The organism is Rhizobium sp. CSW-27, assembly GCF_018760785.1.
Classification (GTDB): Bacteria; Pseudomonadota; Alphaproteobacteria; order Rhizobiales; family Rhizobiaceae; genus Neorhizobium.
Window position 1 is genome coordinate 60,341 of sequence record NZ_JAHHZO010000014.1, and the last position, 24,366, is coordinate 84,706.

29 protein-coding genes are annotated in these 24,366 nt (G+C 62.7%); 11 read left to right on the forward strand and 18 right to left on the reverse strand.

Annotated elements, in window-relative coordinates; genetic code table 11:
- The first annotated feature begins 20 nt into the window (after positions 1-20).
- The gene (locus KLP42_RS21585; RefSeq protein WP_215569337.1) at positions 21-362 is read left to right on the forward strand and encodes a tRNA-binding protein; all 342 of its coding nucleotides are present in this window, start codon (positions 21-23) and stop codon (positions 360-362) included.
- A 24-nt stretch (positions 363-386) separates the two neighbouring features.
- On the opposite strand, the gene KLP42_RS21590 is transcribed toward KLP42_RS21585, so the two are convergent.
- The 3 genes from KLP42_RS21590 to KLP42_RS21600 form a co-directional block, all read right to left on the reverse strand.
- Positions 387-1,685 carry an ATP-binding protein gene (locus tag KLP42_RS21590; protein WP_252193166.1) on the reverse strand — a complete coding sequence of 433 codons (1,299 nt, stop codon included), beginning with the start codon at positions 1,683-1,685 and terminating at the stop codon, positions 387-389.
- Between the two features lie 293 nt (positions 1,686-1,978).
- The gene (locus KLP42_RS21595) at positions 1,979-2,683 is read right to left on the reverse strand and encodes a response regulator (protein ID WP_215569342.1); all 705 of its coding nucleotides are present in this window, start codon (positions 2,681-2,683) and stop codon (positions 1,979-1,981) included.
- A gap of 1 nt (position 2,684) precedes the next feature.
- The gene (locus KLP42_RS21600; protein WP_215569463.1) at positions 2,685-3,152 is read right to left on the reverse strand and encodes a MarR family winged helix-turn-helix transcriptional regulator; all 468 of its coding nucleotides are present in this window, start codon (positions 3,150-3,152) and stop codon (positions 2,685-2,687) included.
- Between the two features lie 373 nt (positions 3,153-3,525).
- Between KLP42_RS21600 and KLP42_RS21605 the strand changes: the two genes are divergently transcribed.
- Both KLP42_RS21605 and KLP42_RS21610 read left to right on the forward strand, forming a co-directional pair.
- A complete protein-coding gene (locus tag KLP42_RS21605; RefSeq protein WP_215569344.1) occupies positions 3,526-3,717 on the forward strand; it encodes a hypothetical protein in 192 nt (63 codons plus the stop codon).
- A gap of 65 nt (positions 3,718-3,782) precedes the next feature.
- Positions 3,783-4,430: an MBL fold metallo-hydrolase gene (locus tag KLP42_RS21610; protein ID WP_215569346.1), complete on the forward strand. Its 648-nt coding sequence runs from the start codon at positions 3,783-3,785 to the stop codon at positions 4,428-4,430.
- Positions 4,431-4,559: 129 nt separating this feature from the next.
- Here KLP42_RS21610 and KLP42_RS21615 read toward each other — a convergent pair whose 3' ends face one another.
- From KLP42_RS21615 to KLP42_RS21625, 3 genes are all read right to left on the reverse strand, one after another.
- On the reverse strand, positions 4,560-4,775 hold the full coding sequence (locus KLP42_RS21615) for a cold-shock protein (protein WP_143125795.1): 216 nt from the start codon (positions 4,773-4,775) through the stop codon (positions 4,560-4,562).
- A gap of 415 nt (positions 4,776-5,190) precedes the next feature.
- Entirely contained in the window at positions 5,191-6,090 is a 900-nt protein-coding gene (locus KLP42_RS21620; protein ID WP_215569348.1) for a DMT family transporter, read from the reverse strand.
- Positions 6,091-6,237: 147 nt separating this feature from the next.
- A complete protein-coding gene (locus KLP42_RS21625) occupies positions 6,238-6,570 on the reverse strand; it encodes a hypothetical protein (RefSeq protein ID WP_215569350.1) in 333 nt (110 codons plus the stop codon).
- Between the two features lie 302 nt (positions 6,571-6,872).
- Between KLP42_RS21625 and KLP42_RS21630 the strand changes: the two genes are divergently transcribed.
- The 3 genes from KLP42_RS21630 to KLP42_RS21640 all read left to right on the forward strand — a co-directional run bounded on the left by KLP42_RS21630 (position 6,873) and on the right by KLP42_RS21640 (position 8,834).
- Positions 6,873-8,075, forward strand: a complete 1,203-nt coding sequence (locus KLP42_RS21630) for a pyridoxal phosphate-dependent aminotransferase (protein ID WP_215569352.1) — start codon at positions 6,873-6,875, stop codon at positions 8,073-8,075.
- A gap of 109 nt (positions 8,076-8,184) precedes the next feature.
- Positions 8,185-8,445: a type II toxin-antitoxin system Phd/YefM family antitoxin gene (locus KLP42_RS21635; RefSeq protein ID WP_215569354.1), complete on the forward strand. Its 261-nt coding sequence runs from the start codon at positions 8,185-8,187 to the stop codon at positions 8,443-8,445.
- Complete coding sequence (locus KLP42_RS21640) at positions 8,442-8,834, forward strand: type II toxin-antitoxin system VapC family toxin (RefSeq protein ID WP_252193167.1); 393 nt, start codon at positions 8,442-8,444, stop codon at positions 8,832-8,834. The genes KLP42_RS21635 and KLP42_RS21640 overlap by 4 nt, the downstream gene beginning before the upstream one ends.
- Before the next feature lie 31 nt (positions 8,835-8,865).
- Here KLP42_RS21640 and KLP42_RS21645 read toward each other — a convergent pair whose 3' ends face one another.
- Together KLP42_RS21645 and KLP42_RS21650 are read right to left on the reverse strand one after the other, a co-directional pair.
- Positions 8,866-10,089 carry a PQQ-dependent sugar dehydrogenase gene (locus KLP42_RS21645; RefSeq protein ID WP_215569466.1) on the reverse strand — a complete coding sequence of 408 codons (1,224 nt, stop codon included), beginning with the start codon at positions 10,087-10,089 and terminating at the stop codon, positions 8,866-8,868.
- A gap of 178 nt (positions 10,090-10,267) precedes the next feature.
- A complete protein-coding gene (locus KLP42_RS21650) occupies positions 10,268-11,377 on the reverse strand; it encodes a calcium:cation antiporter (RefSeq protein WP_215569357.1) in 1,110 nt (369 codons plus the stop codon).
- Positions 11,378-11,585: 208 nt separating this feature from the next.
- On the opposite strand from KLP42_RS21650, the gene KLP42_RS21655 reads away from it, so the two are divergent.
- The gene (locus KLP42_RS21655) at positions 11,586-11,855 is read left to right on the forward strand and encodes a DUF2188 domain-containing protein (protein WP_215569359.1); all 270 of its coding nucleotides are present in this window, start codon (positions 11,586-11,588) and stop codon (positions 11,853-11,855) included.
- A gap of 60 nt (positions 11,856-11,915) precedes the next feature.
- On the opposite strand, the gene olsE is transcribed toward KLP42_RS21655, so the two are convergent.
- Both olsE and KLP42_RS21665 read right to left on the reverse strand, forming a co-directional pair.
- The gene (gene olsE, locus KLP42_RS21660) at positions 11,916-12,872 is read right to left on the reverse strand and encodes an ornithine lipid hydroxylase OlsE (protein WP_353844907.1); all 957 of its coding nucleotides are present in this window, start codon (positions 12,870-12,872) and stop codon (positions 11,916-11,918) included.
- 61 nt (positions 12,873-12,933) lie between these two features.
- Entirely contained in the window at positions 12,934-13,854 is a 921-nt protein-coding gene (locus KLP42_RS21665; protein ID WP_215569368.1) for a LysR family transcriptional regulator, read from the reverse strand.
- Positions 13,855-13,956: 102 nt separating this feature from the next.
- Here KLP42_RS21665 and KLP42_RS21670 point away from each other — a divergent pair, with 102 nt between their 5' ends.
- Positions 13,957-15,003, forward strand: coding sequence for an NAD-dependent epimerase/dehydratase family protein (locus KLP42_RS21670; RefSeq protein WP_215569375.1), 1,047 nt, complete (start codon positions 13,957-13,959; stop codon positions 15,001-15,003).
- 92 nt (positions 15,004-15,095) lie between these two features.
- Here KLP42_RS21670 and KLP42_RS21675 read toward each other — a convergent pair whose 3' ends face one another.
- The 5 genes from KLP42_RS21675 to KLP42_RS21695 form a co-directional block, all read right to left on the reverse strand.
- Complete coding sequence (locus tag KLP42_RS21675; RefSeq protein WP_215569377.1) at positions 15,096-16,217, reverse strand: alkene reductase; 1,122 nt, start codon at positions 16,215-16,217, stop codon at positions 15,096-15,098.
- A 63-nt stretch (positions 16,218-16,280) separates the two neighbouring features.
- Complete coding sequence (locus KLP42_RS21680; RefSeq protein ID WP_215569379.1) at positions 16,281-16,577, reverse strand: ArsR/SmtB family transcription factor; 297 nt, start codon at positions 16,575-16,577, stop codon at positions 16,281-16,283.
- Between the two features lie 579 nt (positions 16,578-17,156).
- The gene (locus KLP42_RS21685) at positions 17,157-18,053 is read right to left on the reverse strand and encodes a LysR family transcriptional regulator VtlR (RefSeq protein WP_353844909.1); all 897 of its coding nucleotides are present in this window, start codon (positions 18,051-18,053) and stop codon (positions 17,157-17,159) included.
- Between the two features lie 8 nt (positions 18,054-18,061).
- Positions 18,062-19,036, reverse strand: coding sequence for a thioredoxin-disulfide reductase (gene trxB, locus KLP42_RS21690; protein WP_215569384.1), 975 nt, complete (start codon positions 19,034-19,036; stop codon positions 18,062-18,064).
- An 80-nt stretch (positions 19,037-19,116) separates the two neighbouring features.
- A complete protein-coding gene (locus KLP42_RS21695) occupies positions 19,117-19,272 on the reverse strand; it encodes a hypothetical protein (RefSeq protein WP_215569386.1) in 156 nt (51 codons plus the stop codon).
- A gap of 10 nt (positions 19,273-19,282) precedes the next feature.
- Between KLP42_RS21695 and KLP42_RS21700 the strand changes: the two genes are divergently transcribed.
- The 3 genes from KLP42_RS21700 to KLP42_RS21710 all read left to right on the forward strand — a co-directional run bounded on the left by KLP42_RS21700 (position 19,283) and on the right by KLP42_RS21710 (position 21,879).
- On the forward strand, positions 19,283-19,750 hold the full coding sequence (locus KLP42_RS21700) for an Lrp/AsnC family transcriptional regulator (protein ID WP_215569394.1): 468 nt from the start codon (positions 19,283-19,285) through the stop codon (positions 19,748-19,750).
- Positions 19,751-20,104: 354 nt separating this feature from the next.
- The gene (locus KLP42_RS21705; RefSeq protein WP_215569396.1) at positions 20,105-20,686 is read left to right on the forward strand and encodes a hypothetical protein; all 582 of its coding nucleotides are present in this window, start codon (positions 20,105-20,107) and stop codon (positions 20,684-20,686) included.
- The gene (locus KLP42_RS21710) at positions 20,683-21,879 is read left to right on the forward strand and encodes a glycosyltransferase (protein WP_215569398.1); all 1,197 of its coding nucleotides are present in this window, start codon (positions 20,683-20,685) and stop codon (positions 21,877-21,879) included. Before KLP42_RS21705 ends, KLP42_RS21710 begins: the two co-directional genes overlap by 4 nt.
- On the opposite strand, the gene KLP42_RS21715 is transcribed toward KLP42_RS21710, so the two are convergent.
- From KLP42_RS21715 to greA, 3 genes are read right to left on the reverse strand one after another with little or no spacing between them, the layout of a single operon-like run.
- A complete protein-coding gene (locus tag KLP42_RS21715; RefSeq protein ID WP_215569400.1) occupies positions 21,821-22,636 on the reverse strand; it encodes a glycosyltransferase family 25 protein in 816 nt (271 codons plus the stop codon). The two genes, KLP42_RS21710 and KLP42_RS21715, sit on opposite strands and share 59 nt — an antisense overlap.
- A gap of 7 nt (positions 22,637-22,643) precedes the next feature.
- Complete coding sequence (locus KLP42_RS21720) at positions 22,644-23,702, reverse strand: glycosyltransferase family 4 protein (RefSeq protein WP_353844908.1); 1,059 nt, start codon at positions 23,700-23,702, stop codon at positions 22,644-22,646.
- Positions 23,703-23,716: 14 nt separating this feature from the next.
- Complete coding sequence (gene greA, locus KLP42_RS21725) at positions 23,717-24,193, reverse strand: transcription elongation factor GreA (RefSeq protein WP_215569402.1); 477 nt, start codon at positions 24,191-24,193, stop codon at positions 23,717-23,719.
- Between the last annotated feature and the right edge of the window lie 173 nt (positions 24,194-24,366).

Sequence of the window (24,366 nt, forward strand, 5' to 3'; positions counted from 1 at the left end):
GCCGTCAGGGAGCAGGGCCTATGGCCGACGAGATCAGCTGGAACGATTTCGAGAAGGTCGACATCCGCGTCGGCACCATCATTGAGGCCGAGCCCTTCCCGGAGGCGCGAAAGCCGGCCTACAAGCTGCGCATAGACTTCGGTCCGGAGATCGGCGTGAAGCGTTCGTCCGCGCAGATCACCGTGCACTACACGCCGGAAACGCTCATCGGGCGCCAGGTGCTCGGCGTCGTCAATTTTCCGCCCCGTCAGATCGGACCCGTGCGGTCGGAAGTCCTCACGCTCGGCTTTGCCGATGAGAATGGTGCCATTGTGCTGGCCGGCGTCGAACGACCGGTTCCCAACGGCATGAAGATGATGTGAGGCAAGGCGCCCGGCCGGGCTTTCTCAGGCCGGCACGCGCACGGTTGCCCTGAGGCCGCCCATCGGGCTGTCGCCCAGCGTGACGTTGCCGCCATGCGCGCGGGCGATGTCGCGGGCGATGGCGAGGCCAAGGCCGGTGCCGGAGGCATCGAGATTGCGCGCTTCGTCCAGCCGGTAGAAGGGCTTGAATACATCCTCGCGCGAGACCTCCGGAATGCCTGGCCCGTCGTCGTCGAACACCAGCGTCAGCCATTTGGCGTTATGGCGCGCCTCGACATGCAGGCTGTTTGCATAGCGGCGGCTGTTGGAGGCGAGATTGCCGACCAGTCGCTGGAAGGCGCCGGGGCGCACCGCGATCCGGTCCTCGCCGTCGATGCGGTAGGTCATGTTCTTGCCGTGCAGTGAAAAATCCGCCTTCATCTTCTCCAGCAGGTCGCTGAGGCGCATTTCGCCGAAATCCTCGGCCGCTTCGCTGCGGGCAAAGGCGAGATAGCCCTCGAGCATGCTCTGCATGTCGTCGACATCGGTGCCCATGCCGGCGAGATCGGGATTGTCGCCGGCGAGCGCCAGCTGCAGCTTGAAGCGGGTGAGAATGGTGCGCAGGTCGTGGCTGATGCCGGTGAGCATTGCCGTGCGCTGTTCCATCTGCCGCTCGATGCGCTCGCGCATCTGGATGAAGGCGATGCCGGCGCGGCGGATCTCGTCGGCGCCGCGCGGCACGAAGGGGGCCGGCATCTTCTGGCCCTTGCCGAAGCTTTCCGCCGCATCGGCAAGCGCCAGGATCGGCCGGATCTGTCCGCGCAGGAACAGGATGGAAATGCCGATCAGCAGCAGCGAGGTGCCGACCATCCAGACAAGGAAGATATGGGTGTTCGATGCATAGGTCTGGTTGCGCACTGTGAAGACGCGCAGCACCTTGTCGCCCAGCTGGATGCGGATTTCCACCAGCCGGCTGTCGCCCACCGTGTCGATCCAGAAGGGCAGGCGGATCTGCTGGTTGATCTGGTCGGCGAGAATGTCGTCCAGGATCGAGAAGAACGGCTTTGGCCGCGGCGGCGGCAGCTGCGCATCCGGATCGATGGAAATGTTGAGCGACAGCTGGTCGCGGGCGATCCGCGTGATCGCGCTATAATCGTCGGTGGGATCGGGATAGGTGCGGATAAGCTCGATGATCGCGGCGATGTCACGCGTCACGGCCTGCGACAGCCGCTCGGTGACGAGGCGCCAGTGCCGTTCCATGAACACGGCCGCCACCACGCTCTGCAGCAGCAGCATCGGAATGATGACGATCAGCACCGAGCGCATGTAGAGGCCGCTCGGCATGCGGCGTTTCAGCCAGCGGCCGAGGGCGGCCCAACCCGGCGGCTGCAGCCGCACCGGCTGACGGCGCAGCACCGCCAGCGCCTGCTGCAGCCGGTCGCGGATGGTGTCCGCCTGCGCTCTGGCCTTGTCTGCCACGCCCTTCATGCCCGTCCTTCCGGCTCGAAGCGTGCCGCCAACCGCCCGGTTCGCCTTGCACGCTTGATCTCCCTGTTTCCTGCGCGCGTCCTGCCCGCAGCACCGCTGCACGGTGTTGCGCAAAACGCCTTCGTCCGCCGGCCCGTCAGGCAGCTGCCTCAATCTATGCTGAGACGATAGCCGACGCCACGCACCGTCTGCAGGTAGACAGGGTTGGCCGGGTCGTCCTCGATCTTGCGGCGCAGGCGGTTGATCTGCACGTCGATGGTGCGCTCGCCCACCTCGGCATCGTCGCCGATAAGCTCATGGCGGGGAATGGTATCGCCGGCCCGCAGCGCAAACAGCAGCATGATGTCCTGCTCGCGGTCGGTCAGCCGGATGGTTTCGGCGGCCCGGCGCAGCTCCTTTCGCGCGATGGAGAAGGTGAAGGGGCCGAACATGATCTGGTCGATCTTCGGCGTGTCCGGATTTGCATTTCGGCGCAGGATGTTGTTGATGCGCAGCACCAGTTCGCGCGGATCGAATGGCTTCGGCAGATAGTCGTCCGCGCCTGCCTCCAGCCCCTCGATGCGCGCATCGGCTTCCGCCCGGGCGGTCAGCAGGATGATCGGGATGCGGCGCTTGTCGCGCAGCGATTGCGTCAGCGAGATGCCTGTCTCGCCCGGCATCATCACGTCGAGGATGATCAGGTCGAAGTCCAATCCCTCCAGCTTGCGCCGCGCCTCGGCCGCATCGCCGGCAATGGTGACGCGGAAACCCTGCTCGCTGAGGTAGCGGCGCAAAAGGGCGCGAATGCGCGTATCGTCGTCCACCACCAGGAGATGCGCGGCATCATCGGAAAGCGAAACAGGATTGGTCCCCATGTCAGTCCACCTCGTTTTCGGGGGCCTCCAGCCCCTCGGCCCGTCCACGCATGGCCCGCAGGAAGGCGATCACCCCGTCGCGCTGGTCCTGCGTCAGCTCCTGCATTGCCCTGGATATGCGGTCCGATTGCGGCTCGGAAAGGGCAAGCGCCAGTTCGCGGCCTGCCAGTGTCGGGTAAAGGCGGCGCTGGCGGCGATCCTTGGCGCCGGCCATCTGGCGAACATAGCCGCTGTCGATCAGCTGCTTGAGCACCCGCGCCAGGCTCTGCTTGGTGATCTGCAGCGTGTCCAGAAGGTCGGTCACCATCATGCCCGGATGGCGGCAGACGAAATAGACGACGCGGTGATGCGCGCGTCCCATGCCGATCTTGGCAAGAATGGCATCCGGATCGGAAATGAAGTCGCGATAGGCGAAGAAGAAGAGTTCGATCGTCTCGAAGTCGATCTTGCCTTCATCCACGGCAGGCATCGGCGGAAGCGTCTTCTTGACGGCTTTGGCGGTCGATCCCGAGGGCACCAGTCATTCCTTTCGAGCCTTCGCGCTGCCCGGTGGCCGTTCGGCCGGTCCGGGCGCGCCGTTCGGCCGGCTTTGGGTCCGAACGACAGATTTCACGAAGTCACTGATAAAGCGTGAAGCGTGTCAACAATCAACCGGATTGTGCCGCAAGCCGGTTCGTCGTCCCCTGCCAAACCATGCGCTGCGAAGCTTGCCGGGCGATGGAGGCGCGGGCGCGGAACGGGCGAGTTTCCCGGCCGCTGCCCTGTTCATTCCCCGCCTTGCGCGTGTCGGAACCTTTTGCCGGTCAAACCCGTTGCGAGGTCAGTCAAACAGGAGAGATAACATGAGCCTGGCAACGTCCGGCGAACTGGCGCCGGCGCAGCAACGCCTGCACGCTGCCTGCCCCGCACACCCCTTGCGACCGGTGCTGGTCACGGTCCTTGCCGTGAAGCTTGCGGTGGCGGCCGTGCTTCTCGCCTGTGCCTCCATGGCACCAACCGTTGCCGCAGAGGGGCGTTACTTTGTCTCCGACTGATTTTTGCTGCGACCGAGCGGCAGGGGCGTTATAGGGGGATCGTTTCTGTCATCACGCGAGGCATCATGGGTCAGCTCCAAGCGGGTATCATTCCGGTCACGCTCTTCCAGCAGAACTGCACGCTGCTTTTCGACAGCGAGACGAAGGAGGGCGTCATCGTCGATCCGGGCGGTGATGTGGATCGCATCGTCGAGGCCGTTGGCGGGCAGGGCGTGACGGTGAAGGAAATCTGGATCACGCATGGCCATATCGACCATGCCGGCGGCGCGGACGAGTTGCGCGAGCGCCTCGGCGCACCGGTGATTGGCCCGCACGAGGCCGACAAGCCGCTGCTCGACATTCTCGACACACGCGCCGCTGCCCTCGGCTTCGATCTGCCGGCCCGCAAGCTGACCCCGGACCGCTGGCTGCAGGAGGGAGATGTCGTCTCCTTCGGCACGCACCGTTTCGAGGTGTTGCATTGCCCGGGCCATGCGCCGGGTCATGTGATCTTCTTCAACCGCGAGATGCGCTTCGTGATCATGGGCGACGTGCTGTTCAATCGCTCGATCGGCCGCACGGATCTGCCGGGCGGCAACCACCAGCAACTGCTCGACAGCATTCGCGACAAGGTTCTGCCGCTGGGCGACGATGTGGGCTTTCTCTGCGGCCACGGCCCCGGCAGCCGGATCGGCGACGAGCGGCGGGAAAATCCGTTTCTGCGGGGCCTGTGAGACCGCAAAAGCCATCCGTCCAGCGACCCCGACCCCGCCCACCCGGGCGGTGTCGCGAGAAGGTTGCAGGCACAAAAAAACCCGGCATGACTGCCGGGCTTCAACTCGAAATGAAAGCGGTGATCAGGCTCAGCCGGCGATCTGCAGATTGACTGCCTTGGGGCCCTTGCCGCGACGATCCGGTTCCGTGTCGAAGCTTACTTTCTGGTTTTCCGTCAGGCCGGACAGGCCGGAAGCCTGGACGGCGGAGATGTGAACGAAGATATCAGCTCCGCCCTTGTCGGGCTTGATAAAGCCGAAGCCTTTGTCCGTGTTGAAGAATTTTACAGTGCCAGTTTCGGCCATGCATCAGGTCCTTTTTCCTCTGTCCGTGTTCAGCGGCGGACAGCATCACGATATTGCCCACAAGGGGCAGGCGGCAGGCATTTCGGAAATGGAGGAAAGGGGCCCGTCTTACCGCAGGAAAAGAGATCAGGACTTGATGTCATCCTTACCGCATCCCCCGCCCGGAAGTGTTGGCGCTTCCGGATCGCTTCATTATAGCTCTTCCCATGCTCGCAAATTGCCCGAACAGCCACAGAGTGCTGTGTTTATCGTAAATTGGCAAGAAAAAGTTTTCTGACGCGAATAGGCAACACCAATCGACGCTTGCATTCCCCCTGAAAGCCAGGGTTTTTGCAAGCGGTTTGACGGACGTGGCGTTTTCTTGTGCAGTCGAAGGCGGGATGAAAGGCAAGGAAACGCCTTTTCTGCCTCCACGTCAATCCGCCGGACGCAGTTCGCCGCGTCGCTTCAACAGTTCCGGCACGAGTTCCACCACCAGCATGGCGGCAAAAATCAGCGCGCAGCCGGCATAACCGACCGCGGGAAGTGTCTCGCCGAGCAGCAATGCACCGAAAAAGGCGCCGAACAGAGCTTCCGAGGAGAGGAAGATGGCAGCCTGCGGCGCGGTCGTATAGCGCTGGCCGATGACCTGCAGCACGAAGGCGAGCCCGGAGGAGATGAGGCCGACATAGAGGATCTCCGCCATCGAATCGAAGACGGCGGCCAGCGAGAAGGGTTCCAGCACCAGACCGAGCGCCATGGCGAGAACCGCGCAGGTGGCAAACTGCGTGGCCGAGAGGGCCAGGGGGCGCCCGGAGCTGCCGACGAACTGGCCGGCCAGCACAATCTGCAGCCCCCAGAAGGCGGCGCACAGGATGCTCCACAGGTCGCCGGTGGAGATCTGCTGCAGGTTGCCGCCACTGAGCAGGAAGATGCCGCCAAGCGCCATCACCGCGACCGGCCAGATGATCCAGTGCGGAAAGCGCCGGAACAGCAGGATCGAGATCACCGGTACGAAGACGACATAGAGCCCGGTGAGGAAGCTGGAATTGGTGACCGTGGTGGTAACGAGGCCGATCTGCTGGGTAATCGCGCCGCCGAACAGGGCGGTGCCGACGAGAACGAAGCCTGCCATCTGCCGCGACGTCGGGCGCGAGCCGATGCGCTTTTCTTCCCGCAGGGCGAAGGGAAGCACCGCAAGGGCGGCAATGGCAAAGCGAAGGCCGACGAACCAGAAGGGGCCGATCTTGTCCATGGCGACCGACTGGGCGACGAAGCCGCCACCCCAGATGGCGGCGGCCAGAAGAAGAACGAGATTCGCCTGCATGCGTGTCATGGATCGGTCCTGAAGGGGAGGGTGGCGCGTCGGCCTGCCCGGGCTCCCTATCAGGGGGCGGCTGCCGCATCAAGAGCACGGCATCCGCGGGTCATGCGAAGCGGGCGACCGTCGAGCCGGTGGTCGCCTGCCGCGCGAGGTGCCGGATCAGAACCGGTGGATCTGCCCGTCCTCGTTGCGGTCGCGAACCTTCGGCGGCAGGTCGCGAAAGCTGAGCCGCCACAGGCCGGCGGCAGCCAGGGTGAAGACAAGGGTCAGCGCGCCGAACAGGATGCGCTGGTCACCGGCGGGGCCGGGGCTGAAGAGAAGCTGCGGCACGACGACTTCCGAAAGCGTCGGCAGTTCGCCCGCCTGCGCCGTTTCCACCAGCGCCAGCATCATCACCACGCAGGCCGCCAGGGCCGCAGCGGCGATCCAGATGCTGCTGCTCAATCTGCGGATCCGAAGCCGTGTGGTGGCTTCCTCGTCATCCAGAAACATGGTGCAATTCCTCTCGTGCTCGATCAATGACCATGAGAAGAGCCTGCGAAAGCGACTGGACAAGGACCGGATTGGGGCAGTCGCTGACATTTGTTGTGGCAGAATCAAGGCGTTAACATTCCATGCTGTGCCGGGAGGCCAAACGGCGGATTGCGCGGCGTTTTTTCCGGCGCGCAATCTGGACAAGAATCAGCGGCGCGACCGGCTTTTCGGCCTTGAATCAGGCGGCTTTCTTCGACATAGAACCCTTCGGTAGTGCCGAACGGACCTGCCGTTTTCAACAGCTTCAGGATCTCAACATCATGGCCTTTCTTGCCGATGCACTTTCCCGCGTAAAGCCGTCCGCCACCATTGCCGTTTCGCAGAAAGCCCGCGAACTGAAAGCCAAGGGCCGTGACGTGATCGGGCTGGGTGCCGGCGAGCCGGATTTCGACACGCCGGACAATGTGAAACAGGCAGCCATCGATGCGATCAATCGCGGCGAGACGAAGTACACGCCGGTCTCCGGCATTCCGCAGCTGCGCGAGGCGATTGCCAAGAAGTTCAAGCGCGAGAACGGTCTCGACTATACGCCGGCCCAGACGATCGTCGGCACCGGCGGCAAGCAGATCCTGTTCAACGCCTTCATGGCGACGCTGAACGCCGGCGATGAAGTGATCATTCCGGCCCCTTACTGGGTGTCCTATCCGGAAATGGTATCGCTGTGCGGCGGCACGCCGGTTTTCGTCGCGACCACGCAGGAGAACAACTTCAAGCTCCAGCCGGCCGACCTCGAAAAGGCAATCACCCCGAAGACGAAGTGGTTCGTGTTCAACTCGCCCTCCAACCCGTCGGGTGCGGCCTACAGCCATGACGAACTGAAGGCGCTGACCGATGTTCTCGTCAAGTATCCGCATGTCTGGGTGCTGACGGACGACATGTACGAGCACCTGACCTTCGGCGACTTCAAGTTCGCAACGCCGGTGGAAGTCGAGCCGAAGCTCTATGACCGCACGCTGACGATGAACGGCGTCTCCAAGGCCTATGCGATGACCGGCTGGCGTATCGGTTATGCGGCAGGTCCCCTGGAGCTGATCAAGGCCATGGACATGATCCAGGGCCAGCAGACCTCCGGCGCCTCTTCGATCGCCCAGTGGGCGGCCGTCGAAGCACTGAACGGCCCGCAGGATTTCGTGGCGAAGAACAAGAAGATCTTCGAAGGCCGCCGCGATCTCGTCGTTTCCATGCTGAACCAGGCAAAGGGTATTTCGTGCCCGAACCCGGAAGGCGCCTTCTACGTCTACCCGTCCTGCAAGGGGCTGATCGGCAAGACCGCGCCGTCGGGCAAGGTCATCGAAACCGATGAGGATTTCGTCACCGAGCTTCTGGAGACGGAAGGTGTGGCCGTGGTGCATGGCTCGGCCTTCGGCCTCGGTCCGAACTTCCGCATCTCCTACGCGACCTCGGAAGACCAGCTGGAAGAGGCCTGCCGCCGCATCCAGCGCTTCTGCAATAATTGCCAGTAAGCAATCGGTCTGTCCTCTGTGTGAAGGGGCTCGCCAGCGATGGCGGGCCCTTTTGCCGTCCTGCCTGCCATTGTTGACGGTCTCACGGCGCGGGCGTAGACTTTCATTCATGAAGACCGTGTCCATCGCCGAAGCTCAGGATCGTTTTGACGAACTCGCGCAGGATGTCGAGAACGGCGAGACCGTGACCGTGACGCGAGACGGAAAACCGGTGTTCGACATCGTGCCGCACATGAAGAAACCGGGCATAGACTGGGAGGCCGCAGAAGCCTATCTGCGTTCTAAAGGCATCGTGCGTAACGATGGTTTCGTCTCCGACGATTTTGACGAGCCTCTTCCCGAGGATTTTTTGCTGAGGCCGCTTCCCTGATGGTGAAGCTGCTCCTTGACACGCATTTTGTGCTGGCCGGAGCTGATGGGGATATGGCCGTCAAATATCCGAGAGCAGAACGCTATATCTCCCGCTTTGCAGATGCCTGTTTCATCAGCGTGGCGAGCTTTTGGGAAATCGCAATCAAGTCACGACTGGGAAAGCTCAGTCCAAAGCTTCCACTACGTGAAATCCCCTCCTTCCTAAATGTTGCCGGTTTTCGCACGTTGCGCATCGACATCGAACACGTCCTGACCGCCGCCGAGCCCGAGCCGCCGACGCGCGATCCCTTCGACCGGCTTCTGCTTGCGCAGTGCCAGGTGGAGGGCTTGCAGCTCGTCACGATTGACCGGGCATTGGTCGGCCATCCCCTGGCATTGCGGTTCTGACCCGTCGCGGGACCAGAACCGGAGCTTTTCATTATGCCTTGCTCAGCCGGATGATAGTTGAACCTCCGCCGCCGCGCTGTTCGGTGACGGCGTAGACGGCGCCATCCGGCCCGACCTTCACGTCACGGATGCGGGCGTCGAGCGGCACGCGCTCCTCGAACTTCACGCGGTCGCCCTCCATGTGCAGCACGACGATGCCCTGGCTGACGAGGCCGCCGACGAGGAAGGCGCCTTTCCATTCCGGAATGGCGTTGCCGTCGTAATAGGCCATGCCGGAGGGCGCGATCACCGGATCCCAGTAATAGACCGGCTGTTCGGTGTTTGCCATGCGGGTAATGCCCTGGCCGACCGGGGCGCCGCTGTATTCGACGCCGTAGGTCACCTCCGGCCAGCCATAGTTCTTGCCGGCCTCGGGGCGATTCAACTCGTCGCCGCCGCGCGGGCCGTGTTCCACTGTCCACAGCCGCCCCTCGCCATCGATGGTCGCGGATTGCAGATTGCGGTGGCCAAGCGACCATATCTCCGGCTGCGCATTGTTCTGGCCAATGAAGGGATTGCCCTTGAAGGGTTCGCCCTGCTGGGTGATGCGGAAGATCTTGCCGAGCCCGCTGTCAAGATCCTGTGCCTGCACGCGCGGTTCGCGGTCGGATCGCTCGCCGACGGTCACATAAAGCGCGCCATCCGGCCCGAAGGCGAGGCGCGAGCCGAAATGCTTGTTGCCGTCATAACTCGGCATCTGTCGGAAGATTACCTGGACGTTTTCCAGCCGGCCGCCGCCGCGATCATCCGGCACCAGGCGGGCGGATGCGACGGAGGTGCCGTTTCCGTCCCCGCGTTGTTCGGAGAAGGAAAAGAAGATGCGTCCCGATTGCGGATAATCCGGTGCCAGCGCCACGTCCAGCAGGCCGCCCTGGCCGATTGCCAGCACGTTCGGCACGCCGGCAAGGGCAGGGCCTGGTTTGCCGTCGCGGGACAGGATGTGCATGGCGCCCTGCTTGGCCGTTACCAGCATGCGGCCGTCCGGCAGAAATTCCATCGCCCAGAGATGCGGCAGGCGCTCGGCCACGGTTTCCGTCCGGATCTTCGGCATCTGCGGCGGTTGCGGTGCGCGGGTCTGGCCGGCAAAGGCCGGCTGCTGGTCGGGGGCATTCGGCGGCTTGCGTTCGACTGGCGGTCCGGCCTGCTGGGCAAGGGCCGGCACGGCAAGGGTCGCGGCAAGCAGCGAACTGGCAAGGGCAAGGGGCAGGCGCGTCATGATCTTCTCCCGGTCATTGGCGAACTCGTCCCGGAGTTCGGTTGGCATGGCGCGCGACCGCCAAGGACGGAGCACGCAGGCATGTGTTCATGGATGTAGGGCCGCGCTGTCCCACCTGCCGCATGGACAGCGTTCAAGTTTGCTTTATCGGGCGGTGATCGCGCCGCTGCCCGCCGCATTAGAGCCCGATGACGGTCAGCATCAGGAAGGTGGCAAACAGCACGAAATGCGTCATGCCCTCGATGGCATTGGTTTCGCCGTCATTGAGGTTGATGGCGGCGGCGATCAGGGTGATCGTCACCATCACCGTCTGCACCGGTGTCATCGCCATGATGAAGGGCTGGCCGGTATAGAGCGCGATCGCCTCCATCACCGGCACCGTCAGGATGACGGTCGAGAGCGAGGCGCCCATGGCGATGTTGACGACCGACTGCATGCGGTTGCGCAGTGCTGCCCGCAGCGCCGTCAGGATCTCCGGCGCTGCCGAGATCGCCGCGACGATCACCGCCATCAGTGCCGGCGGAGCGCCGCTGCCCTCAAGTCCGGTATTGATGAAGCCCGACATGAATTCGGCCAGCAGACCGATCAGCACCACGCCGGCCAGGATGATGGCGATGGAGGCGGTGGCGGAGCCCTCCTGCGGTGTGCTGCCGGCCGGTGCCGTCTGTGCCTCCGCAGGGGCCCGCACTTTCTGCCGTGGATAGCTGTAGGAAAAGAAGTAGCTGTGCGGTCCCACCTGCATGCGCAGGAACAGGCCGTAAAGGGCGATCATCGCGGCAATGGTGAAGGCGGAATAATAATGCCAGCGATCCTTCGGCACGAACTCCGGCACCACCATGGAAATGCCCATGGCAGTGAGGATCATCACGCCATAGGTCTTGCCGGAATTGTCGTTGTAGGGCTGCTCGCCGTGGCGCAAACCGCCGAGCAGGGCGGCAAGGCCGAGGATGCCGTTGATGTCCAGCATCACCGCCGCATAGATCGTGTCGCGCACCAGCGTCGGAGAACTGCTGCTGTTCATCAGGATGGCGAGGATCAGCACCTCGACTGCTACGGCCGACAGCGTCAGGATCATGGTGCCGTAGGGATCGCCCACCTTGTGCGCCAGCACTTCCGCATGATGGGCCACGCGCGTCGAGGTGAGCACGATGACGAGGATCAGCAGGATGGCGGCGCCGAGCGCCGCAAGCTTGCCGGCGTCCAGGATCGCGTGCTCCGTGAAGGCCGCAAGCCCTGCCACAAGCAGCGCGATCAGAAGAAACTTTTCTCGGCGGACGAGTGATGGCATGCTTGGAAGATGCTCCTGCTGTGTGGGAGCAATCTATGGCGATGCCCGAAGCGATCAAGCCGGCATTCGGCCTGTTCCTGCGTTGTGCCGCTGCCGCCGACCGTCTTCGTTGCCTCTGCCGATAGCCCTGCCGACGGAACCGAACTCCGTGGTTTGGAATTCCGTCAGCGGGCCGGGTCGTACACCAAAAGACAGACAGGAGGAAATCATGACCAAGGTGATCTACAAGGTGGTGCAGCATGATGGCGGCTGGGCCTACAGGCTGGGCGATGTCTATTCCGAAACCTTTCCGAGCCATGGCGACGCGCTGGCGGCGGCACGCATTGCCGCTGCAGAGCAGCAGGTGGGTGGCGACCCGGAAGAAATCAGCTGGCAGGATGCCGACGGCAACTGGCACATCGAATACAGCGATGGCGGCGACCGTCCCGAGGCAGAAGTGGACGATGCGGATTATGCCGCCCGTGCCGCAGGACGCTGAGGAACGGCAACGCCACGAGATGATGCGCGCGTCGGTTCGTTGCGGTTCCGTGCCGTTGCCTCACGGCGAGGGGGCGGCCTCGTCGATGGCGACGGCCGGCTGCTCGACCGCCGGGGAGGAGGCCGGCTTCGGCGCCTTTCCGAGGATCTGGCGGGCGCCCTTGCGTGAGAAGGGTTGAATCAACTGGCCGAGGAAATGCGGCGAGACGCGCCCGGTAATGCCGATATCGGTCGAAGGGTCGCGGGGCGGATTGAAATAGGTACCGAAGATCTGGTCCCACAGGACGAGGTTCTCGCCATAATTGGTATTGCCCTCGGCGATAATCTTGGAATGGTGCCAGCGATGCAGGCGCGGCGTGCTGAAGATGTAATCCAGAACGCCCGTCTTCACCGCGATGTTGCAGTGGGTGAGCAGGCCGACAAAGGCCGTGACCGCGCCGATCCACAGGAAGACGGAAAGCGGTGCGCCCAGCAGATAGAGCGGGATCTGGCTGAGCGCGATCTTGAAGCCGGAATCGATGAAATGGAAGCGGCCGGCATTGACCACCCACAGCCGGCTGACGCTGTGATGCAGCGCATGGAAGCGCCAGAGGAACAGGTTTTCGTGCGCAATGCGGTGGGCGGCATAGAGACCGAATTCCGCGATCACCAGCCCGAGCACCACCTGCAGGGCGAGCGGCGCATGGTCGGGCCACAGACCGACATGCGGCGCGGTGAGCGGCTGCAGCACGCTGGCAATGCCCATCGGCAGCGAAGCGCCGATTGCAGCGAAGAGCTGTACCGCGCCCTTGCTCAGCAGGGTATGCGCCACGTTGTTGAAGGTCTCGCCATCCGGCTGCAGCCAGTCGTTCTCGTAGGGCATCAGGCGCTCGGCCAGCGCAATCAGCGCCACCACGCAGAGATAGACCACGTTGAACCAGAGCAGCGGGGTGGAGGACTGAAAGGCAAAATGGGTGCCGACAAGACCGCCGACCAGAAAGGCCGGCCACAGGGCACGGGCAGCGAAAGCATGAATCACGAGACGCCTCGATCCGGCTGTTGCCAATGCTGACTGTATAGCCACGTCAGACGACCGCCGTCTACCGGCCTCCGGTGCCGCCGCCGATGTAATCCTGCAATCCTTCGACGAGTGCATCGAATGTGGCGCGGCAGCGCGGCGATGACTTGAGGTCCTCATGCATGGCGACCCAGGTGGGCAGCGGGTAGCGCAGGTCCGGCAGCACCCGTTGCAGGCGGGGTTGCCGTTCGGCGAGGCGTGTCTGGCAGAAGCCGATCCCGGCGCCGGCGCGGATGGCGGCAAGCTGGGCGAGGTTGTTGTCGGTGCGATAATGCCAGCCGATCTGCTCCACGGTGGAAAAGCCCGGATTGAGGCGCCGCATCTCGGCGGTTGCCATGCGCACGAAGGCCGTCTGCCGGTCGAAGCCGATCATGCGATGACGGGCAAGATCGGCGAATGTTTCAGGCGTTCCCGCCCGCGTCAGGTAATCCGGATGCGCATGGAGGCCAAGCTCGATCTCGCCGACGGCGCGGATCACCAGCGCATCCTGCACGGGCCGCGTCATGCGCACCGCGACATCCGCTTCCCGATGCAGCAGATCCTCCACCAGATCGGAAAGCGACAGTTCCACCACCAGGCCCGGATGCGCCGCCTGCAACTGCGCCAGGATCGGCGGCAGCACCTCGATGCCGATGACATCGCTGGCCGTGATCCGGACGATCCCTTCCACACGCTCCAGGCCGCCGGAGACCTGCCGCAGAAGGGCGGCGGCGGTGGTGGCAAGGCTTTCCGCATAGGGGCGGATCTCGACGGCCGCATCCGTCGGCATCAGTCCCTGCGGCGAGCGGGTGAAGAGGGTGCGGCGAAGCAGCCGTTCCAGTTCGTCCACATGGCGGCCGACCGTCGGCTGGGTGAGGCCGAGATCCCGCGCCGCAGCCGACAGCGAACCGGTGCGGCAGACGGCGAGAAAGGTGCGGTAGAGGCTCCAGTCGGGGTCATTCATTTTTGAATGATTGCTCCACATGTTTCGGCAATTTTGTATAGCTCCGTTTGCGCGGATACTCCAGCCAGCGAAACACAAGGCACAATAGAAGGAGTTGCCGTCATGCAGAGCGAGACTTCATTCCCACAGATCGAGCGGCCGCTGGCCCTCGTCCTGGGCGCCACCGGCGGCATCGGCGGCTCGGTTGCCCGCCGCCTCTTGCAGGCCGGCTGGCGTATCCGCGCCCTCAATCGCAACGCCGCAGAGGCGGCCGGCAAGGCGCCGTCCTTCGACTGGGTGCAGGGCGACGCGATGGACGCGCAGGCCGTTCGCACTGCGGCGCAAGGCGCGCGCCTCATCGTCCATGCGGTCAACCCGCCGGGCTATCGCGACTGGGACAGGCTGGTGATGCCGATGCTCGACAACACGATTGCGGCTGCTCGCGACAATGGCGCGCGTATTCTGCTGCCCGGCACCGTCTACAATTACGGACCGGACAGCTTTCCGCTGATTGCGGAAACGGGGCCGCAAAATCCCCGCACGCGCAAGGGCGCCATCCGCGTGCAGATGGAGCAGCGGCTGCAGGCCGCCGCCGCCGAAGGCGTTCCCGTCCTCATCGTGCGGGCCGGCGATTTCTTCGGGCCGGGAGCCGCCAACAACTGGTTTGCGCAGGGTCTTGTGACGCCCGGCAGACCGCTCCGGTCGGTCAGCTTCATTGCCCGGCCCAGGATCGGCCATCAGTGGGCCTATCTGCCCGATGTCGCCGAAACCATGGTGCGTCTGATCGAGATGTCGGACCGCCTCGGCACCTTCGAAACCTTTCACATGGACGGGGTGTGGGACCATGACGGTCTGCAGATGATCGAAGCGATCGAGCGCATTGCCGGCCGTCCGCTCTCGCGTCGGCGCTTTCCCTGGTGGGCGGTGATGCTCGCCAGCCCGGTCGTACCCTTGTTCCGGGAACTGCGGGAAATGCGCTATCTCTGGCAATGCCCGGTGCGCCTCTCCAATGGCAAGCTGCGTGCCATGCTCGGCGCCGAACCGCGCACGCCGCTGGAGGATGCTGTCCGCACCACGCTGCTTGCGCTCGGCTGCCTGCCCGACACCGCAGGCGGGACGCAGCAGGTAGGGCAGGCAGCGGCGGTCAAGGCCGGGCCACATCCGGCCTGACTTCGACCGTTGCGCCGGGGTCGGCTGGCCGAACTCCCGAAATGCAAGAGGCCCGCAGGTGGCGGGCCTCTGTCGGAGGAATGTGACGGCGGTTATTCCGCAGCCTCCAGCGCCGGATAGTCCGTATAGCCTTCCGCACCGCCGCCATAGAGGGTCTGCGGGTTGATGCTGTTCCAGGCGGCGCCATCCCTGATGCGGCGCACGAGGTCCGGATTGGCGATGAACGGCTTGCCGAAGGATACCAGGTCCGCCTTGCCGCTGGCCACGGCTTCGGCAGCGCTTTCTGCCGTATAGCCGTTGTTGACCATCCAGGCGCCCTTGCCGCCTGCGGCGAGATAGGCCTGCTTGAAGGCGGCATAGTCGAAGCTGGTGCCTTCATACTGGTGGTCGCGCGGACCGCCGGTGGCACCCTCGATGACGTGGATGAAGGCGAGGTTGCGGGAGGCGAGCGCTTCCGCCACGGCGTTGAACACGGACTGCGGATTGCTGTCGCTGATATCGTTGGCCGGCGTGGTGGGCGACAGGCGGATGCCCGTCTTGCCGGCGCCGATTTCCCGGACGATGGCATCGACCACTTCGAGCGTCAGGCGGATGCGGTTCTCGATCGAGCCGCCATAGGCATCCTCGCGCTTGTTGGCGCCATCCTTCATGAACTGGTCGAGCAGATAGCCGTTGGCGGCGTGGATCTCGACGCCGTCAAAGCCGGCATCCACGGCACCGCGGGCCGCCTTGCGAAAATCCTCGACGATGCCGGGCAGTTCGGCCAGTTCCAGCGCCCGCGGCGTGGAGGTTTCGGCAAAGCCGCCGGTGCCGTCCTCGTTGAGGATATAGGTCTTGGAGCGGGCGGCAATCGCGGACGGAGCCACCGGCGCCTGGCCGTCCGGCTGCAGCGAGACATGCGAGACGCGGCCGACATGCCAGAGCTGGGCGACGATCCTGCCGCCGCGAGCATGCACCGCATCGGTAATCTTCTTCCAGCCGGCCAGCGCTTCCGGCAGGTAAAGGCCCGGCACATCGGCATAGCCCTGGCCCTGCTGCGTGATGGCCGTGCCTTCCGAGACGATCAGTCCGGCCGTGGCGCGCTGTTCGTAATAGACGACGTTGAGGTCGTTCGGGATCGCCTTCGGCGAGCGGTTGCGGGTGAGCGGGGCCATGACCACGCGGTTTTTCAGCGACAGATCGCCAAACGTGACCTCATCGAACAATGTCGGCATGGGATATCCTCTTGGTTGGTATCTTGGGAGGGGGGGAGGCGATGCCGCGGCGGATATCCGCGCTCAGAGCGTCTCCCCGAGATGGGACAGGAAACGGCGGATCGTCTCTTCGTCGCGCTGGTAGAAGGTCCACTGGCCAACTCTGGTGGTCGTCACCAGGCCCGCCTTCTCCAGCGTCGACAGATGAGCCGAGACGGTCGACTGGGAGAGGCCGCAGCGCTTCTCGAACTGGTTGGCGCAGATTCCCATGTCCAGCGGATGGGCCTGCGACGAAAAATGCGCCTGCGGCTGCCGCATCCATTCGAGAAACTCGACGCGCACCGGATGCGAGAGCGCTTTCAGAATTTCGGTCTTGTCCATGCGGCGGTCCCTCGTAGATCGATAGTTAAATCGATCATGGCCGATATGTGGATCGTAATTTTCCGATTTAAAGACCCCGCCATGCTGCAGGGCAAAAAAAAGGCCCCGGAACGCCCGAGGCCTGAAGTGTGAAGGTTGAAAAACCTCCAGAGGGGAACAGCCGGCGCAGAGCAACGAGGGGATGTTGCCAGGAGACGCCAGCTACCGACAATATGGGTGGCGCGGCGCTGACAGACAAGAGGTCCGGGCCGTTTCACCAGCGGATTTTAGGAGTTACGGGCAATGGCCGGTTAAAAAAAGAGGGCCACCGGATTGCTCCAGGGCCCTTATAAGTGTGAAGGTCAAATAACCTCCAGAGGGGAACAGCTGCTGCGGTGGAACTGGGAGGAAAAGCCACCATGTGCATCAGCTGTGTGCGATATGGTGCTTTCTTGTGCACTGAACAATCCGTTTTTGTGCAACACAGCTATGCGAGATGCGCAATGCTATGCGCAATAACCTTCCATCTGCGCTTGCGTTCCCTCGCAAGCGATTGATTTACTTACAGAAACCGATTTTCCGCATGATGTGCGGGCGGCGTCAGAAATTCCAGTTGCGGGCCTTGGCCACAATGAAATCACGGAAAACCTTCAGCTTCGCCGCATTCTTCATCTCGTCCGGATAGCAGAAATAGGTGTCGAAGGACGGAATGTCGGCATTGATGGCCAGCTGAATCAGGCCCGGGTCGCGCCCCACGATGTAATCCGGCAGCACGGCGATCCCGATTCCCAGCAGGCAGGCGCGCTTGATCGAGGTCTGGCTGTTGATCTGCAGATGCGGCAGGCGCGGATTGTCCGAGTTGCGGCCGGCATATTCCAGCCAGTTGACGTCTAGCAGGTAGTTAGGCGCCGGTTCGCCGAAGGTGATGATGCGGTGCTGGTCGAGATCCTCGATCGTCTGAGGCTCGCCGAAGCGGTTGATATAGGAGGGCGCCGCATACACGTGCATGTGCACGGTGAACAGCTTGCGCTGGATGAGATCCGATTGCTGCGGCTGGCGCAGGCGGATGGCGCAATCGGCATGGCGCATGTTCACGTCCAGCTCCTCGTTGTCGAGGATGAGCTGGATCGACATTTCCGGATAAAGCTGCAGGAATTCCTGCACCTTGTCTGTCAGCCAGCCCTGGCCGAGCCCGACGGTGGTGGTGACGCGCAGCTTGCCGCTCGGCTTCTCCGTCGTCTCCGTCAGCTGCACCTTCACGCTTTCGAGCTTCAGCAGCACGTCATGCGCGGTGCGATAGAGCAGTTCGCCCTGTTCCGTCAGGATCAGGCCGCGCGCATGACGGTGGAAGAGCTTGACGCCCACATCCTGCTCCAGCGCGCTGACCTGACGGCTGATCGCCGACTGGGACAGGTGGAGCTTGTCGGCTGCGTGGGTGAACGAGCCTGCCTCCGCCGCCGCGTGAAAAATGCGCAATTTGTCCCAGTCGAGAGGCACAACCATTGTTACTCCGCAGCTTCTGCCACGGGCTGGATGCCCGCGAGATAGCGTTCCGCTTCCAGCGCTGCCATGCAGCCCATGCCGGCGGCGGTGATGGCCTGGCGGAATGTGTCGTCGGTCACGTCGCCGGCGGCAAACACGCCGGGAACGTCCGTTGCCGTCGAATCCGGCGCCGTCCACATGTAGCCATTGTCCTTCAGCTTCACCTGGCCCTTGAACAGTTCGGTGGCCGGCGCATGACCAATGGCGACGAAGACGCCGTGGGTGGCGCGTTCGGTGATTTCGCCGGTCAGGGTGTTGCGCAGCTTCACGCCGCTGACCGAAGGCGGCATCGGCGGCCTGGCCGGTTCGCCGGTGATCTCGGCCACTTCGCTGTTCCAGATTACCTCGACATTCGGGCGCTGGAACAGGCGTTCCTGCAGGATCTTTTCCGAACGGAAGCTGTCACGGCGATGCACGACGGTGACCGACTTGGCGATATTGGAGAGATAGAGCGCTTCCTCGACGGCGGAATTGCCGCCGCCGACCACGATCACGTCACGATTGCGATAGAAGAAGCCGTCGCAGGTGGCGCAGGCCGAGACGCCAAAGCCCTGGAAGTGCTGTTCGCTCTCGATGCCGAGCCATTTCGCCTTCGCGCCGGTGGCGATGATCAGCGTATCGGCGGTCCAGACCTGGCCGGAATCGGTGCGGATCACGAAGGGACGCTGCGACAGCTTCACCTCGGTGACGAGATCGTTGACGATTTCGGCGCCGACATGGGTCGCCTGCTTCAGCATCTGTTCCATCAGCCAGGGGCCCTGGATCGGATCGGCAAAGCCCGGATAGTTTTCGACATCGGTGGTGATCATCAGCTGGCCACCCTGTTCCATGCCGGCGATGAGGACCGGCTTGAGCATGGCGCGCGCGGCATAGATGGCGGCCGTGTAACCGGCCGGGCCGGAGCCGATGATGAGGACGTGGGCATGGCGGGCAGACATTGCAGAGTTCCTTTCAGCTGGCGTCGGCGCGCCTGCAACTTTCCGTGCAGGCGCAAGCGTCGGACGCCTTTCCCGCTCATTTATGAACGTTCCATGCGCCAATTCAAGGTCAGCACTGCGCCGACGGCATGGCAGGCGGAGTTACGCACAATAATGGTACGCTGTCGCGACATAATCTTGCGCGCAATCCTTGCGTTCAGGATTCCTTTGGCTAATAGCATGGCAAAAACCGACATGAGGTTTCCCGTGCTCAGAGCCGAACTCGACGCCATCGACATCAAGATCCTGCGCGAATTGCAGCGGGATGGACGCATGACGAACGTGGAGCTGGCCGAGCGGGTCGGCATTTCCGCGCCGCCCTGCCTGCGCCGCGTGCGCAAGCTGGAAGAGGCAGGCGTGATCGAGGGCTATGCCGCAATCCTCAACGGCCCCAGGCTCGGCTTCGATCTCGTCGCCTTCTGCCTCGTTGGCCTCAAGCACCAGTCGGAAGCCAATCTGAAGGCCTTCGCCGCGCTCGCCCAGAGCTGGCCGATCGTGCGCGAGGCCTGGATGGTCTCCGGCGACAGCGATTTCCTGCTCCGCTGCACGGCAGAAAACCTCACCGCCTTCCAGGACTTTGTGATCGAGGTCCTGGCCGCCAACGAGCATGTCGATACCGTGCGGACGATGCTGACCATCCGCCAGGTGAAGAAACTGGGGCTGGTGGAGGTGTGAGGAAAGCAGCACCGCTGTCCGGTAGCTCCAGAGCCTCATGACGCACGGCGCTGAACAGCATTGACATATCCCGGCTGAACTTGTTCGTCTGGGAGGGGATTAAGCCAACTGTTACTACCTAAGGATGATCCACTGGGAAGGCTTGCGACACTAGAGAAACTGCTTGGACCATTCGGGTTCGGCGTCTACCGCACTCGCCGGAACTACGCGGAACAAAATTTCCTTGAGGCGGCATTACGTTACAAGAAGCTTTTGGTCTCCGATATGCTGAGGCAAGTCGAATGCAGCGTTGTGCGCGGACCTTTCTCAGGCTTGAGACTTCCGGAACTGGGAGCGTGGAGTGACTACGACATTGTGGCCAAGATCCTTGGCTCCTACGAGCGAGAGATATTCGAAGCTATCGAGAGCGAGATCGCAAGGCGACCTGATGTCATCGTCAACATCGGAGCATCGGAGGGATATTACGCAATTGGTCTGAAGCGGCGCCTGCCGGATGCGGAAGTTTACACGTACGACATTGATGAACGGTCGTTTCCGGTGCTTGATCGGTGCATGTCTCAAAACGGCGTTAAGGTCGTCAGGCTGGACAAGTTCGATTATGGCCATCCGCTTGATGGCGTCATCAGCCTGAGCGGCAAGACGGCGTTGTTTGTTCTAGACTGTGAAGGCTACGAAAACCACGTGGTCGACATGCCGCGCAGCGTAGTGGCGAATTCCTCGTTCATCATTGAACTCCACGATCTGTTTATGCCGGGCACACGGGAAAGACTGCTGGAGTTTCTTTCCCCCAGTCACTCGATAACGATCATCAATCAGCAAATCCGGCAGCCAAGCGATTTCCCCGAACTTGCGGAGCTTCGTCGTCCCGTTGCCCAACTGTTGCTGGATGAATTCCGTCACGACGCGATGCAGTGGCTCTATGCGGTGCCGAAGTGACGACGCCATTTGCATTCTACTTCGTCGTCGATTCCTCGCTGGTCGGAGTGACATCGGCATTGGCGAGGTCTCTCGCTGCTCAGTGGCGGCAGGATGTCCATATCTTCATAGAAGGGATGCCGTCGGGGGGGAGGGCGTCAGTCTCCTCCGAATCTCATATATTCTATCACTACAACGAACTGGATAGCCTGCTGCCCGATGGTCTGCCTGGCGATGATCGTTGGCCACGTATTGTGTATGCTCGAATATTTGCGCCCGAACGTCTTCGGTCCTACACCAGACTCATCTACCTTGATGCCGACATTCTTCCTCTCGGTATCGATCAGAGCATCTGGGCAGTAAGTCTGAGCGGAGGAGTTGGTGCCATCCGTGATTTCGCGACGATTGCCTCGTCAGCTGTGCCGGGACGTTCAAAGCGCGACTGGCTCGATTCCGTCGGCATCCGAGGAGGTCGCTATTTCAATTCCGGTGTGCTGGTCATTGACGTGGAACGATGGCTGACGATCGATTTCAGGCAGCTTCTTCCTGCGTATGTTGCAGCCTTTGCCAAAAACATGACATTCTTTGATCAGGATTTTCTGAACTACGCCCTGCAGGACATCTGGAGTGAGCTAAGTCCCCGCTGGAATTTTCAGGCGAGCCTGTTCAACTGGGGGGTAGACATGCTGTGCCGCCCGCTTTTCGTGCACTTCAGTAAGTACGAGAAACCGTGGTTCGGTCAGTTTGACCCAGAAATCTGCGATATCGACAAGCTAGGACACGAATATCTGGTTGCACTCTGTTCTGCGGATGGCATCGATCTTTCGGGTCTCCGGCGTCCCAAGAAGGTCGACGTGCTCTCGCGCTGCAAGTTCTTCCTGCGTCGTCACATGTCATCCGCAGGGATGCCAAGCGCAAAGGAAAAGCGTCTGCGCAACATGGCGGACCGGTTGCGGTCTGATTTCCTTGAGTATGTCCGGTGCTTTTCTGAGGAAGGACGGTTTGCAGATGGCTGGCGGCCTGAGGCCCCTGCGGAAAACCGGGTAGCAGTCTTTGACGGAAAGGTTCTCAGATTGCCCGCATCGGCAATGATGCGGAATATCTTGCAGAATCCATCGTCTCAGCCGAAGGCCGCTGCCGGATCACACGCTGCAGTCACTCCTCCGGTTCCGGATAGCGAACCTTCACGTTCAGGCGGTCGGACAGCGGATTGAGGCGCGAACCCTTCACCGCAAAGTCTGCCTGTTCAATCAGTCGTCGCAGCTCCCTGCGGATCTTCTGGGAAGTCGAAACCTTCCGCTTCTTTTTCTCCAATGCCCAGGCGCGCTCGATCTCGCCGCCGAGCCCCAGCTTCTGGTGGCCGATGAACTGGTCCTGGATACAGAGCGCCGGGATGGTCTGGTAAATGACCAGTTGCGCAAAAATCGGAGCGACGGGATCAAAGATTTCGTGATCCACCGCACGGTCGATCCTCTGGATGACATCAAGCAGTCGTCTTGCGGCAGCCGGCGTCACGATATAGCCCGCAGACCCCAGATGGGCGGTGCGCAACCTTGCCAGCATAATGCCGGGTGCAACGGCATACTGCTGACGCGAGACCGCGATCTTGCGGCCGGTGGTCTCAAACTTGACGATATCGGCGTCTGCCGGAAGCCACGCGAGGTCCCTCAGCAATTCTTCTGCGCCAGCGGCAAGATGAATGTCATCCTCGAAGACGATGCCGGGCACACCATCCGCCGCGATGCGCGACCAGGCTTCCCGCTGGCTGAGCAGGATGCCGACTTCGCCGGGCGACAGGATCAGGCTGCCATCCGCATGCCGGCCGGACCATTCGGCCAGCGTCTCCTGCGGCAGAGCCCGCCCGTCTACGGCAGCCAGCCGCTGAAAGGCTAGGCCGCGTCCCTCCAGCATTGCCTGCATGCGGGCCATGCGTTCGGTGGCGCGGTCGAGATTGATCACGTAGATGGTCACGATGGCCTCATCCGTGGCTCAGCAATTCCGCATACACCTCACCGATCGCTGCCGCTTCGCGCTCGATGGAAAAACTGGCACGCATGTGGGCGAGAGCATTCTCGCCGTGTTGCGTGCAGAGAGCGGGGTCGGCGAGATAGGGGGCAATGCCCGCGGCAAAGCTGTCGAGCGATCCGCGCTCCACCATGGTGCCCGTCTGGCCGTCGACGATCAGTTCGGCAAAGGCGCCGACATCGGCGGCCACCACCGGCACGGCGGTTGCCATGGCTTCCAGCGGGGTCAGCCCAAAACCTTCCCAGCGCTGCGGGGCGACGAAGAGATCGAGCGCGCGATACCAGGCGTTGATGTTGGTATGTTCGCCGACGAAGAGGATGCGGTCGCCAAGGCCGGCGGCCTTCACCTTCGCCTTCAACGCGTCCTCGAAGGCGACATGCTTGGCGGTGGCGCGACCGGCCACCACCGCGACCCAGTCCGGGTGATCGGGAAGCAGCCGGATCATCGCGTCGATGAAGAGATCGGTGCCCTTCTGGTGGCGCACGCGGCCGAAGCAGCCGACATGGCGACGGGCCGGATCGAGGCCGAGCGCCTGTTTGGCGGCAGCCTTGTCCGGTGCGGGCGAGAAGCGTTCCAGATCGATACCATGTAGGATCACGGTGCTTTCCCGCTCCAGATAGGCGGCGGTTTTCCGGCAGACCGCGATCACCCGGTCCATCTTCGAGATCAGCCATTTCGTCCAGCCGCTATGCTTGCGCTGCGAGGCCGAGGTGAAGACGAGCTTCAGCGGCATGCGCAGCACGTCACGCAGCAGGATACCGGGCAGCATCTCGATATTGCGACGCGCATGCCAGACCCGGTGCCGGCGGCCGACGGGCGGGCGCCACAGGCGGAAAAGGTCGGCTGCGGACATCGACGGCAGATGCGAGGGCAGGCCCGGCCCGAAGGTTGCAACCTTCTGGCCAAGGCGGTTCTGCACCGGCACCAGCTGGATCACGGTGGAGGTCACGCCCGACAGCCTTCGCTTGAAGTGCGGAGCAATGACCTCGACTTGGGCGAGATCGCTTGTCACGAGGGCAGGAGCTCTCAGCCCCAGCTGACGGACAGCACTTCGTAGGCCTTGGAGCCGCCGGGTGCGTTCACTTCGATGCTGTCGCCCACTTCCTTGCCGATCAGCGCGCGCGCGATGGGGGAGGAGATGGAGATGCGGCCTTCCTTCACATCGGCTTCCTGGTCGCCGACGATCTGGTAGACCTTTTCCTCATCGGTGTCCTCGTCCACGAGCTTCACCCGTGCGCCAAACTTGATCTTGGAGCCCGACATCTTGGTCAGGTCGATCACTTCCGCGCGTGCCGTCAGGTCTTCCAGCTCGGTGATGCGGCCTTCGTTGTGGCTCTGCGCTTCCTTGGCGGCATGGTACTCGGCATTTTCCGAAAGGTCGCCATGGGCGCGGGCTTCGGCAATGGCCTCGATGATGCGGGGACGTTCCTCCTGCTGGCGCCAGCGCAGCTCTTCCTGCAGCTTGGCGAATCCGGACGGCGTCATCGGTACCTTATCAACCATTTCTCTTTTCCTCAGTCTCATGGCCGCAACGGGCGGCCACAAAAAGAAACAGGTCCCGGAGGGATGCCCCGGAACCATGTGAAAACCTGAACTTCGCGAATCATAGCAGAATCGTGACGCGAATTTCCAGAAAATTCGAAATAGGGCACCAGCCGCATCCAGCAAGATGGTCC

What these genes read in the sequence shown, in the direction of transcription:
- KLP42_RS21610 (WP_215569346.1), top strand. Translation starts at nt 3,783, where the DNA reads ATGGGTCAGCTCCAAGCGGGTATCATTCCGGTCACGCTCTTCCAGCAG.
- KLP42_RS21625 (WP_215569350.1), bottom strand. Translation starts at nt 6,570, where the DNA reads ATGTTTCTGGATGACGAGGAAGCCACCACACGGCTTCGGATCCGCAGA.
- KLP42_RS21670 (WP_215569375.1), top strand. Translation starts at nt 13,957, where the DNA reads ATGCAGAGCGAGACTTCATTCCCACAGATCGAGCGGCCGCTGGCCCTC.
- KLP42_RS21650 (WP_215569357.1), bottom strand. Translation starts at nt 11,377, where the DNA reads ATGCCATCACTCGTCCGCCGAGAAAAGTTTCTTCTGATCGCGCTGCTT.
- trxB (WP_215569384.1), bottom strand. Translation starts at nt 19,036, where the DNA reads ATGTCTGCCCGCCATGCCCACGTCCTCATCATCGGCTCCGGCCCGGCC.
- KLP42_RS21595 (WP_215569342.1), bottom strand. Translation starts at nt 2,683, where the DNA reads ATGGGGACCAATCCTGTTTCGCTTTCCGATGATGCCGCGCATCTCCTG.
- greA (WP_215569402.1), bottom strand. Translation starts at nt 24,193, where the DNA reads ATGGTTGATAAGGTACCGATGACGCCGTCCGGATTCGCCAAGCTGCAG.
- KLP42_RS21665 (WP_215569368.1), bottom strand. Translation starts at nt 13,854, where the DNA reads ATGAATGACCCCGACTGGAGCCTCTACCGCACCTTTCTCGCCGTCTGC.
- KLP42_RS21695 (WP_215569386.1), bottom strand. Translation starts at nt 19,272, where the DNA reads ATGTCGGTTTTTGCCATGCTATTAGCCAAAGGAATCCTGAACGCAAGG.
- KLP42_RS21630 (WP_215569352.1), top strand. Translation starts at nt 6,873, where the DNA reads ATGGCCTTTCTTGCCGATGCACTTTCCCGCGTAAAGCCGTCCGCCACC.
- KLP42_RS21620 (WP_215569348.1), bottom strand. Translation starts at nt 6,090, where the DNA reads ATGACACGCATGCAGGCGAATCTCGTTCTTCTTCTGGCCGCCGCCATC.
- KLP42_RS21635 (WP_215569354.1), top strand. Translation starts at nt 8,185, where the DNA reads ATGAAGACCGTGTCCATCGCCGAAGCTCAGGATCGTTTTGACGAACTC.
- KLP42_RS21600 (WP_215569463.1), bottom strand. Translation starts at nt 3,152, where the DNA reads ATGCCTGCCGTGGATGAAGGCAAGATCGACTTCGAGACGATCGAACTC.
- KLP42_RS21590 (WP_252193166.1), bottom strand. Translation starts at nt 1,685, where the DNA reads ATGCCGAGCGGCCTCTACATGCGCTCGGTGCTGATCGTCATCATTCCG.
- KLP42_RS21655 (WP_215569359.1), top strand. Translation starts at nt 11,586, where the DNA reads ATGACCAAGGTGATCTACAAGGTGGTGCAGCATGATGGCGGCTGGGCC.
- KLP42_RS21615 (WP_143125795.1), bottom strand. Translation starts at nt 4,775, where the DNA reads ATGGCCGAAACTGGCACTGTAAAATTCTTCAACACGGACAAAGGCTTC.
- KLP42_RS21675 (WP_215569377.1), bottom strand. Translation starts at nt 16,217, where the DNA reads ATGCCGACATTGTTCGATGAGGTCACGTTTGGCGATCTGTCGCTGAAA.
- KLP42_RS21605 (WP_215569344.1), top strand. Translation starts at nt 3,526, where the DNA reads ATGAGCCTGGCAACGTCCGGCGAACTGGCGCCGGCGCAGCAACGCCTG.
- KLP42_RS21645 (WP_215569466.1), bottom strand. Translation starts at nt 10,089, where the DNA reads ATGACGCGCCTGCCCCTTGCCCTTGCCAGTTCGCTGCTTGCCGCGACC.
- KLP42_RS21680 (WP_215569379.1), bottom strand. Translation starts at nt 16,577, where the DNA reads ATGGACAAGACCGAAATTCTGAAAGCGCTCTCGCATCCGGTGCGCGTC.
- KLP42_RS21585 (WP_215569337.1), top strand. Translation starts at nt 21, where the DNA reads ATGGCCGACGAGATCAGCTGGAACGATTTCGAGAAGGTCGACATCCGC.